The sequence below is a fragment of the Mycobacterium sp. 1164985.4 genome, assembly GCF_001668575.1.
Classification (GTDB): domain Bacteria; phylum Actinomycetota; class Actinomycetes; order Mycobacteriales; family Mycobacteriaceae; genus Mycobacterium.
In genome coordinates this window covers 20,763-31,494 of the sequence record NZ_LZMD01000089.1, presented here as the reverse complement: position 1 = coordinate 31,494, position 10,732 = coordinate 20,763, and the positions used below count along the sequence as shown (strand labels likewise).

The following is a 10,732-nucleotide window of genomic DNA, read 5'->3' as shown; positions in this document are numbered from 1 at the left end:
CACCGGCACCTCACACCCCGCGAGCCAGCCAACCCCGGCCCTCGCAACCGAGTAGGAACAAAACCTGGGGTACTTCACCGCGACATCCGAGTCCTGCACCACGACACCGGCCAACTCATCCGCAAACTGACCCTCGACCCCACCCGCGACTACCAACCACGCGGCGTCAAATGCGGAAACTCACCCGAAAACAGGCTCCAGATGTAAATGATGTCTCGGGACATCTGCCAACGATGTCCCGAGACATCACACTGTCGGGCTGACAGGATTTGAATCAGTTCTATCGTTCGGAGTGACTGCGTGTCGTCACGTGTCGTTTCTGTGCTTCTACCTGCTGATATAGGCGACTCGCAGCACCGACAGTATGTAACTCTGTCGGGCGTTCCGGTACATTGCTGTTGCACGAATATTGCACGACAGCACGCTGGGGGGAATGGCGCAATGGCGCGGAATCGACGCAGCTTCGGCCGCATCCGACAGCTACCGTCGGGACGATTCCAGGCGTCTTACATCGGCCCCGATGGCAAGCTGCACAAAGCCCCCAAGACGTTCCTGCATGAGACGGACGCAGAACGCTGGATAGGCGATGAGCGCCGCAAGATCGACCTAGGGACGTGGGGTGCTGTCGAACGCTCAGACGGCATCACGCTACGCGCCTACGCCGACCGCTGGATTGAACAGCGCCCGCTGCGGCCACGGACCCGCCAGCACTACAAGTCCATGCTGGAACGGCTGATTCTGCCCGACCTCGGAGACGTGAAGTTCGCGACGATCACACCGGCGAAGGTTCGCACCTGGCACGCCGACCTCGGCACGGACAATCCGACCCGCAACGCGCACGCCTACTCGCTGCTGCACGCCATCTGCGCCACCGCAGTCCAGGACGAAGTGCTTGACGCCAACCCGTGCCGCATCCGCTCGGCGATGGCGACCAAGCGCAAACGCGACGTCAGCGTGCTCACTCCCGCCGAGGTAGCCAAACTCGCCACCAAGATGCCCGACGAATTACAGGCCAGCGTCACCTTGGCCGCGTGGTGCGGACTCCGATGGGGCGAGACTTCCGAACTGCGACGCAAGGACGTCGCCGCCGATGGCAGCGTGCTGCGGATCCGCCGCGCGGTCACCTACAGCGCCGGCCGGTTCGTCGTCGGTGAACCCAAGACCGCGGCCGGTGTGCGCGACGTCGCCGTGCCGCCGCATATCCGGCCGGCCCTCAAGGCGCACTTGCGTCGGCATGTCGGCAAGGACGCCGACTCGCTACTGTTTCCGAGCGAGGACGGCAAGCACCTACCGAACCACGTGTACCGCTACCACTGGATTGCCGCGCGCAAACTCATCGGCAAACCGAACCTGCGGATCCACGATTTGCGGCATGTCGGCGCGGTGCTCGCCGCCCAATCTGGTGCTACCACAGCTGAACTCATGCACCGACTCGGCCACACTACGCCACAGATGGCGCTGCGCTACCAGCATGTCGCCGAGGGACGCGACGCCGAGATAGCGGAACGGTTGTCGAAACTCGCTGCGGCAGAAGCTAAGTGATGGCATCGGACTGGTGGCGGCAGCGTTACGGCGGACCCCCACCGACGCCGGCTGTTGTCGTCTGCACCGGCCGCGGTAGGCACCAGCGGCTGGTCTTGCTCGGCGTGATGGTCTACACCCATAGCGGCCTGGTCGAACCGGCCGGCCAGCACTATGCGCCACGCGTGACGGGCAGTGGCCGACTCGACGTCGGTGAGCCAGCGAACGCGCTGCGCTACGTCCGTGTCCCGCGGACCGGGGAGCAGACGCCGCAGGCGCTCATGGCGTCCGATGCCTGGGAATTCTCCTGCCCGAAGTGCGGCAGTGGCGCCACGCGGACAGTCGCCGAGTACGGGCGAAAGCCGAGGGTCCGTAAAGCTGAGATTGCCGCCGCGGTCCGTATGGGCCTAGACCTCGACGTGTCGTTTCGGGACTAAATCAACGCGTTTCGGTACAGTCGTGAGCGTTCCGCGTGACGCGGACTTACCGGCTGTAGCCGCAGGGATGGCCGGGACATTCTCACAATGGCCTGCGTGTTCGACCCCCGCTCCAACCCGGTGGGATTCGCTTAAGCGACCCCTGGAGTTGGGCGATGGCAAAAACTGCCGTACATACGAAAACCCCTGCCGCACAACGTGAACTGATCGGCCTACCTGAAGCAGCCGAACGGTGCGGCGTTCACTACCGCACATTCCGACGCTGGGTTCGGACCGGCTATATCCCGGCTATTCGAGTCGGCCCGAAGCTGCTGAAAGTCGACGCCGCCGACGTCGACAAAATCCTCAACGGCGGCGCGGCATGACCGAAGAGAGAAGTCGCCGACCCGGGCAGGATTCGGCGACCTCAGAGCCCCTGGTGATGGACCGCGACCAGGATAGCGGCAACGCGCGACAAGGCCGCGGCGCCGCGCTGCTGGCCCAGATGCGTCGCCGCAACGATGCCGCCCGCCGGCTACCGCCGCTTGAGCAAAGCGGCCGGCGCGACCCGCTGACACCGCGGGAACGGGTCGACGGATGGCCGCGACCATGACCGACGTCGACCGCTCCGACGAGTACGCCGAATGGATCGCCGAGGAAGAAGCCGAGCAGCAGCGACGCCAGCTGGCCGTCCACAACGGCCGGCATCCCGACGACCCCGGCCCACCAGAGCCAGCCGGCCAGTCGGAATCCGCCGGCCAAGACCCCGAAGCCGCGACAACCTGGGAGCCAATCGACCTCGGGCCTTACCTGCGCGGCGAGGTCGAGCCCATCACACCCACGGTCGGCGCGTGCCGCACTGACGGCCAACGGCTGCTTTATCCCGGTCTTGAACACGCCGTCATCGCCCACACTGCCGCCGGCAAGACCTGGTTCGCGCTCGCGTGCGTGACCGCCGAACTTCTCGCCGGCAATCCCGTCGTGTATCTGCACTTCGAAGAATCCAGTGCAGCGTCGACAGTCGAACGGTTACGACAGATCGGGCTTTCAGCAGACCTGATTCAGCGGCAGTTGATGTTCGTCACGCCGAGCAAGCCGCTTCGCCACGGCTGGCTCGACCAGCTACTCGCGCGCCGGCCGACCCTGGTCGTCATTGACGGCGTGAACGAAGCGATGGTGCTGCAAGGCCAGAAGATCGACCTCGAAGGCTGGTCGATGGTGCGGCGCACGCTGATCGTGCCGTTCAAGGAGGTCGCCGCGGCCGTGCTTGAGTGCGACCACCTGCCGCTGAGCGCCGACCCCCTGCGCGGAGACGCCTACGGCACGGTCCACAAGGGCAACGTGGTCGACGGCGTGCGCTTCGCGCTGGTCCGCAAGGAACGATTCGGCCGGCGCCGGCGCGGTCGCGCGCTGCTGTACTCGACGAAAGACCGAAACGGCCAGGTCGAACTTCACGGCAGCGACAACGACAGCGGCGTCGTCTACCTCGGGACGCTGGTCGTCGACGACACCGACACCACACCCGACTTCCTGACCCTCTACGCGCCGAAACCCGACGAGGACGAGCGACCGGACGCATCGACAGTCAAGCCGGCTGACGCGGTTTACGAAGTCGTCGCCGCGCTTGCCGAGCACGAAGTCCGTTCCAGTGACCTGCTCTACGCCGAAGTCCGCAAGGCCGGTCACCAGATCAAGGACAAGGCCATCCGAGACGCTGCCGCGGATCTGGTCGTCGCCGGACGGTTCATCGAAATGTCAGGCCGGCGGGGCGCCCGAGGTTATCGCGCAGTTGTCCCGACCTCGGCGCGGGACTCGGACGAATGAAACAGCCATCCGAGCCCGTGCCGACCTCGGCGCTCGACCCCAGCCCGGCGCCTCCCTACGGGAGGTGCGCCGGGGTGGGCCGAGGTCCGAGACGTCTGGTCGGCGCACATCGGCGGCCGAGGTCGGCCGAGGTCGGCCGAGGTCGCGCGAACACCGTCAAACCCACAACCCAACGCAGAGGAACCAAACCATGAGTCTTGCTATCGACGTCAACAGCGTGACCGCCGTCCTGCTCCCCGACGGCTGGCACAAGGTCGCAGACCGCAGCTTCGACCTCGACTCCTACGAGTTCGTCGAGTTCCATCCCGATCCGCACCGCAACCCGTACCCGCCCCTGAGCGGCGGACAAGAAACACTCATCCCGGCGTGCGGGTTCCGGTTCATCGAAGACGACGACGAGGGAACGCCCATCGAAGGACCGCTGACCTCCGTCGTCGCGGTGCGGCGGGCCTGATGAGCGCTGACCTTAACGGCCACTTGCTCGACTACGACCGCTCCGCCTGTCTCTGCGACGTCGGGCAGGCCGACTACTTCGCAGCCACCGCGATCACCGCCGGCGGCGACGAGCACCTGGTCCTCGCCAAGCACTCCGCGATCGGCGATCCCAACGTCTGCTACGACAGCAGCTGCCGTGACGTCGCGCACGAACAGCTGGGCGCGCTGCCGCTCGAATACGTCCGTCGCATCACCATCAGTAGACGCACGCACCGCTGCGGCCGGCGCACACAAGCCGGCCGGCCCTGCCGCATCCGGGTACCGGCCGAAGGTCAGGCTTGCGAATGGCATCGCGCGAAGGCCGCGCGATGAGCGCCCGCGCCGCGCTGGTGTGCCACCGCAGCACCGAAACCGGACCCATCACCGTCGAGTGGACCTACTGGGAAAGCACCAGGCAAGCACGACAAGCTGAAGCCGAACTCACTCCGTGCGGCCCGCTGTGCATCGGTGTTCACAGCGTCGTCAGACTCAACCGCGGACCAGATCGCAAGCGTGCGAATCGCCGCGTGCCCGGTGCCCTCAGCCGAACTGAGGTCAGCAGATGAACGACAACGGACTGACGCAGTCCGGGGAACTCGTCATCGTGACCGGGGCCGCGCTACGCCCCGCACTTCTGAGCGCGCTTACCGCCATCAAGCAACGCAAGCGGGACGGTCTCCCCACTAAGGCCTACGAAGATCTGGCCTGCGCCTATGGCGCAGCGATGGCCGCCAGCGGCCAAACGGACGTCCGCTTGCCTGCCATCAGCGACCCTGTCCCCATGCAACCGACCGTGCCGCTCACCGAAGCCGCTACCCGCCTGGGCGTCTCGGACAGACAAGCGCGTCGACTGGCCGACAAGATCGGAGGCCAGAAGATCGGGGCCCGGTGGTTCGTCGACGAGACGGCACTGCGCGAACACATCGAAGGGAAGCAATGAACCGCCACGAGCAAGACCGGCTGCTCGCCAGCCTCACCGACGACGAACTAAGCGCCCTGCGCGCCCGCGCCGGCATCGCCGACGCTGCACCGCCCGAAGACGACGACGCGGAACGGCAATTCGTCCGCAACCTCGTAGCCGAACCCAACAGCTGGCTCGCCGAAACCCTCGACCGGCTTTCCGCCGCCCGCCCGGCCAGCAGCGCCAGCGTCGACAACCGTGCCTTCCTCCGTCAACTGTTAAGCCACGCCCACGGCGGGCCACCAACCGAACCCCCGAGCACCAACCAACCCACCTGAAAGGCACAGCCCACATGGACATCACCCTCCGTTCGACCCTGATCGTCGTCACCAAAGCCGCTGAAACACTTGGTGTTTCACTACCCGCCGGCTACATCGCCGAACTCGACAAAGCGCGCGCCATCGTCGCCGGCGCCGAACGATTCCGCGAAACCTCCGCGAGCCAACTCAACTCCGCCGTCCTCGACGCGATCGAAGCCGGCCGCGACGTCCACACCGACACGATCGTGCAGCGGATGATGTTCGCCCGGAACCTCGTTGCCGGCGGCATCGAAATAGACGCCGACCAGCGCAGAAAAGAAATCGCCCACGCCGCGCTCCTGGACTACGCCGACGACATCCTCGCCTCGTGGGCAGAGTTTCTGAAGCCACACGCCCAGGCCCTAGCCGACGCCGCCGAAGCCCTACCCAGCCACGACCTGGCCAACACCGAACAGGTCACGACGCTCACCGTCGAGGGCATGAAGCACCTGAGCAACGCCCAGATCGCCGTGAAACTGTGGGCTGCCGCGATTCAAGGGTTCGGTGTTCTGGTGAAGACAGCAGGGCCGCCGTTCCACAATCACACTCGGCCGTTGAGCATCACGCCCGACATCGGGATTCTCGAGTTCGCGACGATCCGCGACGAGGCCGTCCGCGAGCGAACCGAAGTGACGCCGTGGCTACTGGCGCAGCACGGCATCCCGCTCGAACTCGCCACGATCACCGGGTTCGCCGAGCGCCTCGCCAACTATGAGCGGCAACGCCAGGCCGCCCAGGAACAAGCCGAAGCCGTCCAAGCCGAAGCACGCAGAACCGCTATCGGGAGGTAGACCAACGATCCGCACAGAGACACCTTGCAGGCCGGCGCGAGCGGGGGCTTTCCCGGAACCCCGCCAGCGCGCCGCCTGCGAGGCCCAAGGCCGGCCACCAAGCAGCCGTGCGGCCAGCGCATCGGGAGCGCCATCGCGCCGCCCAGGCGACGCCGAGGCGAGCGCTGGCCGCACGGCCAACACCACGCGCTGGCTGGCAGCCGAGGCCGGCCGACTGCTCGACCTGGCCGCGGCCGACGGCGACGACCAACCATGACCGCACCCAGGGCGGGTGACCCCCCACCCCGCGCCCAGCCGCCACCCATGGCATTGGCGCCGCCCCCCTAGCTTTCCCACAAAAAAAACGGCTTGGGACATCGTGGCCCTGGTCCACGTTCGTGACATGGCGCTCGCCGCACCTGCTTGCAGCCATTCCACTTCGCCATGCGCCCGACCGCTCATATCCTCGGCGGATGGACCGCGATGAAATTCACGCCGCTATCGCGCAGGAGCGTCGCGACATTGCGGATCTGATCGATAGTTTGGATGACTCGCAGCTAGCGACGGAAAGCTTGTGTACGGGTTGGGATGTGAAGACCGTGGCCGCCCATCTGGTTGTCCCCCTGGAAGGGGGAGTTCGGGGAGTTTTCCGGACCATCATCTTGACCTGGCGACGTCGCAACCCGGCTCGGGCGTTGGACGAGATGGCCCGTCTCAGGGCGCAGTCGCCCGCCACAGAAATCGCGGCAAGTCTCCGCAACCTTGCGGAACACCAATACTGGCGGCCCCCGCCGAAAATCACGGGAAGGCTGGTTGAAATCCTCTGCCATAGCGGCGACATCAGAATCCCGCTTGGATTGCCCTTCGAACCCGATCCGGAATCCACAATGGTCGCGCTGAAGATGCTAACTGGACCGTTCCCGTACGGCTTCATGCCGCTCAGACGGCTACGCGGCCTTAGTTGGCAGGCCACCGACATCGACCGAAGATGGGGAAGAGGACCCGCAATCCGTGGGCGGACCGCTGATCTGCTGATGGCGGCGGTTGGCCGCACCGCCACGCTGGATGCGCTTAACGGCCCCGGATTGCCGTTGTTGCGGCAGCGAATATCGCGCTAGTCAGGCACACACCTGAAATCAGCGAATTTGCAAACCGGGTCGGTGGTGCGACGACAACCCCAACACGCGTGCGGCAGGCGGGCCGGCCTGCCTGATCCACGTCGGCGTGGGATCCCGCCGATGCGCCCTATGGTCCCCCATGCTTGGCGGGTGACGATGCGGCAGGAGGCGACGCGAGCACTATACGAGGGCTCACTTGCCGATCCCGGCGACCGCAACCCGTACGCCGGCCGTTCGCTGGCCTTGGCGAAGCTGTGGATGCGCGGGTACATGCGGATGCTGCGCGTCCGCGTTAAGACCAGGCCGGCGATGGCGCGATACCGCGCCGCGCGTGCCGCAGAGGAACCCCTGCCGGAATGACGGCTGCCCCGCCGTGCTCGCCGCCGGCTGTCGGACCCGGCCGATACCTTGTGCGATCGAATAGCGTTGCGGCGATCTGCAACAACACGGTTGGCGGTCCTGACCTGATGACCAATCGCAGTGACCTAGGGTGAGCGCAACGGACTTGTGAGGGTGGGCGCATGGCTGACCGATCGGCGATCGAATGGACAGAGGCTACCTGGAACCCCGTCACCGGCTGCGATCGCGTTTCCGCCGGCTGCGACCACTGCTACGCCATGACGTTGGCAAAACGGTTGAAGGCCATGGGATCCGCGAAGTACCAGAACGACGGTGACCCGCGCACATCAGGACCGGGCTTCGGCGTGACCGTCCATCCGCAGGCACTCGACGAACCGCGCCGCTGGCGCCAGCCGCGCGTCGTCTTCGTGAACTCCATGTCCGACCTGTTCCACGCCCGCGTGCCGGTCAGCTTCATCCGCGACGTGTTCGACGTCTGCCGCGATACGCCTCAGCACACGTACCAGGTGCTCACCAAGCGCAGCTTGCGGCTGCGCCGACTCGGCGAAAGTCTCGACTGGCCAAGCAATCTGTGGATGGGTGTGTCCGTAGAGAACGCGGACGCGCTGCCGCGGGTCGACCATCTGCGCGACGTACCCGCAGCCGTGCGCTTCCTGTCGTGTGAGCCACTGATAGGACCGCTCGAAGGACTCAACCTCGACGGCATCCACTGGGTCATCGCCGGAGGCGAGTCCGGCCCGAGTCATCGTCCTGTTGACGGGGAATGGGTGCGCGGCATCCGCGACGCGTGCCAGGACGCCGGCGTCGCGTTCTTCTTCAAGCAGTGGGGCGGACGGACACCGAAAGCCGAAGGACGCGAACTCGACGGTCAACTATGGGACGAAATGCCGTCCTCGTTGGCGTCCTGAGCGGGCGCCACGATCAAATTTTCAGGCTTGCCGCCGACCCCCGTACTAGGCGTCAAACCCGCCTTATACAGGTGTTTTACTGCCGCGCGGGCCGTAGTATCGCGCACGCGGCCAAGGAACGGGCCGAACACTTCTCCGGGAAAATCGCCGAGGCGAATCTCACCGTGGGTCCTCGTCAGATATTGAATCTGCGCCGCGATAATCGGGATTGCATCCGATTCGACTTCGCTGATTTGTGGCGTCACATCGAACAGCGACGGGCCCTCGACCTGCTCCTGCTTGGCCCGGACTTCCGCCCACCAGTCCTCAGTGGCCTTGGCGGCGCAGTGTGCGAAGTTCCAGACGCCAGCGGGGTGACGCGTGCCAAATATCAGGTAGTAGATCGGCTTGTGTCTCGGGGCGCGATGAACCGGAATCGCAATCAGCGTCATTCCTGTTGCTTCTTCAAGCCTGCGACCGAACTCGTCAACCACGGCGTCGACAGCCTTGGCCGGGGGCATGTCCTGGAAATAAGCCCGCCACCAATCGCCTCCTAGGCTGGTGTCGAGGGTCTTCATAGTTGCTTCGATCGGCTTCGGCGAGGTTACGATGCCGCCTATTCGACGCAACGCCTCAAGGCTAAAATTGATCATGACTTCTGTTGGCGGCCAAGCCTTATCGCCACCGCGATTCAACGCGGCAACCAGGTCTTCGAAGGGTATGCCGACGCCGCAAGGGTCCAGGAACAGAAACGCGGGTATCTGGCTGAACTCTGGCAGGCTGTCTCGGAGGTAAGCGGTGGCGTCGTCGCGGCGAGTGCGCGCGTCAATGCCCTTGGATCGGTACTGCTCGCACAATTGATCGAGAATCTCGAACGACTCAGGGTCTCGTTCGCAGAAGAACAGGGACAGCGGGACCTTTCTCTGCCCGTACTGCTGACCGACAGCGAATTCGAGCATTTGTTTAGGCGGTCCGGGCTTCCCGTTTTCGTAGATTCCCCGGCCCGCGAAGCCGTCGAAATACGCGGCGTGGCGAGCGCGCGATGAGGTCCGGATGAGGAACACAGGCAGGTAGCGCTTGAGAAGGCTATGTTTCAGCACACCGGGTAGGCGCGCGTCCTTCCAATACTTCGCATTGGCTCCCGTCGCCATTCGTGTCCCCCTTGACCGTCCCCGAGCGGCCGTCCGTCGCGCTGGTGTATTCAGCGATGAAGCACCGCCTTCGCAGACGACTGTAAAACCACAGCGCGACAAACCTGTGCAGCGACGTAACTGGTCGCACCGATTGCGGGGTCCGCCGATCAGCCCGCAGCCATCGCCGCGGCCCGTATCTCGTCGTCGTCAACCGCCGTGTACCGCTCAGTTGTCGCCACGCTGGAATGGCCGAGCAGCGTTTGCACTGCGCGCAGGTTCCGTGAGCCCCGGTAGGCCCTGGTGGCGAATCGGTGCCGCAGGGTGTGCGCGGTCCAGTGGTCGGGCAGGGCGTCGGCCATCAGGTCGCCGACGTAGCGCGGTGACGGGTGACCGTCGTCGGCGCCGGGGAAGAGGTAACCGTCGGCGCCGTCCCCCGCGATCGCCGCGGCCAGGTCGTCGCCGACCGGCACGGTTCGCCGCTTGCTGCCCTTGCCGTTGACCAGGAGGGCGGCGCCGGTCGGTCCGCGGGTGAGGTCGCGGCGATGCACGCGCGCTATCTCGGCGCGCCGAAGACCAGCTTCGGCCGCAAGACGCAGCATCAGGCGCACCCGCGGGCCCGCGGCGGCGATCGCCGCGATCCACACCGCGTCAGGGGCGGGCCGCGGCGACGGCGCAGCCGCACGCATCACCGGAAGGCCCGCGGCCGGGTTCGTCGACAAGTGGCCGGCGCGGTGCGCCCACCCGAAGAACGACACGGCCGTATTGCGATGATTCCGACGCGTCTCGACGCTCCATGACTGCCGGCCGGAAAGTCGTACATATGCCGCTACCAGCGCAAATGTCGGAATCTCGCATATGCCGCCGCGCGCGCATATGTCGGCCGAATCTCGAAGCGGGCATAGTGGCGGATCCCTGGGTTGGGGCCACTCCGAACCTTGTCGCACGAATCTTGCACGGACCCGCATTTAT

14 protein-coding genes are annotated in these 10,732 nt (G+C 65.6%); 12 read left to right on the top strand and 2 right to left on the bottom strand.

Translation table 11 applies throughout. The features are described 5' to 3' along the window. Positions 1-441 precede the first annotated feature (441 nt). The 12 genes from A5650_RS20780 (at position 442) to A5650_RS20725 (ending at position 8,651) form a co-directional block, all read left to right on the top strand. On the top strand, positions 442-1,542 hold the full coding sequence (locus A5650_RS20780) for a tyrosine-type recombinase/integrase (RefSeq protein ID WP_067296045.1): 1,101 nt from the start codon (positions 442-444) through the stop codon (positions 1,540-1,542). Next, the gene (locus A5650_RS20775) at positions 1,542-1,958 is read left to right on the top strand and encodes a hypothetical protein (RefSeq protein WP_067296042.1); all 417 of its coding nucleotides are present in this window, start codon (positions 1,542-1,544) and stop codon (positions 1,956-1,958) included. Before A5650_RS20780 ends, A5650_RS20775 begins: the two co-directional genes overlap by 1 nt. A gap of 155 nt (positions 1,959-2,113) precedes the next feature. Then, positions 2,114-2,323: a helix-turn-helix transcriptional regulator gene (locus A5650_RS26515; protein ID WP_082950864.1), complete on the top strand. Its 210-nt coding sequence runs from the start codon at positions 2,114-2,116 to the stop codon at positions 2,321-2,323. A gap of 211 nt (positions 2,324-2,534) precedes the next feature. Further along, positions 2,535-3,761 (top strand): AAA family ATPase, encoded by a 1,227-nt coding sequence (locus A5650_RS20770; RefSeq protein WP_082950863.1) that lies wholly within the window; start codon positions 2,535-2,537, stop codon positions 3,759-3,761. Between the two features lie 190 nt (positions 3,762-3,951). Beyond that, positions 3,952-4,215, top strand: coding sequence for a hypothetical protein (locus A5650_RS20765; protein WP_067296039.1), 264 nt, complete (start codon positions 3,952-3,954; stop codon positions 4,213-4,215). After that, complete coding sequence (locus A5650_RS20760; RefSeq protein ID WP_067296036.1) at positions 4,215-4,568, top strand: hypothetical protein; 354 nt, start codon at positions 4,215-4,217, stop codon at positions 4,566-4,568. Before A5650_RS20765 ends, A5650_RS20760 begins: the two co-directional genes overlap by 1 nt. Before the next feature lie 229 nt (positions 4,569-4,797). After that, a complete protein-coding gene (locus A5650_RS20750) occupies positions 4,798-5,175 on the top strand; it encodes a helix-turn-helix domain-containing protein (protein ID WP_067296031.1) in 378 nt (125 codons plus the stop codon). Beyond that, on the top strand, positions 5,172-5,474 hold the full coding sequence (locus A5650_RS20745) for a hypothetical protein (protein WP_067296028.1): 303 nt from the start codon (positions 5,172-5,174) through the stop codon (positions 5,472-5,474). The genes A5650_RS20750 and A5650_RS20745 overlap by 4 nt, the downstream gene beginning before the upstream one ends. Before the next feature lie 14 nt (positions 5,475-5,488). After that, on the top strand, positions 5,489-6,286 hold the full coding sequence (locus A5650_RS20740) for a hypothetical protein (RefSeq protein WP_067296024.1): 798 nt from the start codon (positions 5,489-5,491) through the stop codon (positions 6,284-6,286). Positions 6,287-6,738: 452 nt separating this feature from the next. Then, positions 6,739-7,383, top strand: coding sequence for a maleylpyruvate isomerase family mycothiol-dependent enzyme (locus A5650_RS20735; RefSeq protein WP_067296021.1), 645 nt, complete (start codon positions 6,739-6,741; stop codon positions 7,381-7,383). A gap of 156 nt (positions 7,384-7,539) precedes the next feature. Then, entirely contained in the window at positions 7,540-7,743 is a 204-nt protein-coding gene (locus A5650_RS20730) for a ribosome modulation factor (protein ID WP_156744229.1), read from the top strand. A 161-nt stretch (positions 7,744-7,904) separates the two neighbouring features. Beyond that, a complete protein-coding gene (locus A5650_RS20725; RefSeq protein ID WP_067296014.1) occupies positions 7,905-8,651 on the top strand; it encodes a DUF5131 family protein in 747 nt (248 codons plus the stop codon). On the opposite strand, the gene tcmP is transcribed toward A5650_RS20725, so the two are convergent. Further along, positions 8,612-9,781, bottom strand: coding sequence for a three-Cys-motif partner protein TcmP (gene tcmP, locus A5650_RS20720; RefSeq protein ID WP_082950862.1), 1,170 nt, complete (start codon positions 9,779-9,781; stop codon positions 8,612-8,614). The two genes, A5650_RS20725 and tcmP, sit on opposite strands and share 40 nt — an antisense overlap. 149 nt (positions 9,782-9,930) lie before the next feature. Next, positions 9,931-10,518, bottom strand: coding sequence for a tyrosine-type recombinase/integrase (locus A5650_RS20715; protein WP_231992692.1), 588 nt, complete (start codon positions 10,516-10,518; stop codon positions 9,931-9,933). Positions 10,519-10,732 lie beyond the last annotated feature (214 nt).

Bases quoted from the DNA above. Each gene is read 5' to 3' on its own strand.
- A5650_RS20780 (WP_067296045.1), top strand. From the start codon at position 442: ATGGCGCGGAATCGACGCAGCTTCGGCCGCATCCGACAGCTACCGTCG.
- A5650_RS20725 (WP_067296014.1), top strand. From the start codon at position 7,905: ATGGCTGACCGATCGGCGATCGAATGGACAGAGGCTACCTGGAACCCC.
- A5650_RS20740 (WP_067296024.1), top strand. From the start codon at position 5,489: ATGGACATCACCCTCCGTTCGACCCTGATCGTCGTCACCAAAGCCGCT.
- A5650_RS20745 (WP_067296028.1), top strand. From the start codon at position 5,172: ATGAACCGCCACGAGCAAGACCGGCTGCTCGCCAGCCTCACCGACGAC.
- A5650_RS20765 (WP_067296039.1), top strand. From the start codon at position 3,952: ATGAGTCTTGCTATCGACGTCAACAGCGTGACCGCCGTCCTGCTCCCC.
- A5650_RS20760 (WP_067296036.1), top strand. From the start codon at position 4,215: ATGAGCGCTGACCTTAACGGCCACTTGCTCGACTACGACCGCTCCGCC.
- A5650_RS20770 (WP_082950863.1), top strand. From the start codon at position 2,535: ATGGCCGCGACCATGACCGACGTCGACCGCTCCGACGAGTACGCCGAA.
- A5650_RS20730 (WP_156744229.1), top strand. From the start codon at position 7,540: ATGCGGCAGGAGGCGACGCGAGCACTATACGAGGGCTCACTTGCCGAT.
- tcmP (WP_082950862.1), bottom strand. From the start codon at position 9,781: ATGGCGACGGGAGCCAATGCGAAGTATTGGAAGGACGCGCGCCTACCC.
- A5650_RS20735 (WP_067296021.1), top strand. From the start codon at position 6,739: ATGGACCGCGATGAAATTCACGCCGCTATCGCGCAGGAGCGTCGCGAC.
- A5650_RS26515 (WP_082950864.1), top strand. From the start codon at position 2,114: ATGGCAAAAACTGCCGTACATACGAAAACCCCTGCCGCACAACGTGAA.
- A5650_RS20750 (WP_067296031.1), top strand. From the start codon at position 4,798: ATGAACGACAACGGACTGACGCAGTCCGGGGAACTCGTCATCGTGACC.
- A5650_RS20775 (WP_067296042.1), top strand. From the start codon at position 1,542: ATGGCATCGGACTGGTGGCGGCAGCGTTACGGCGGACCCCCACCGACG.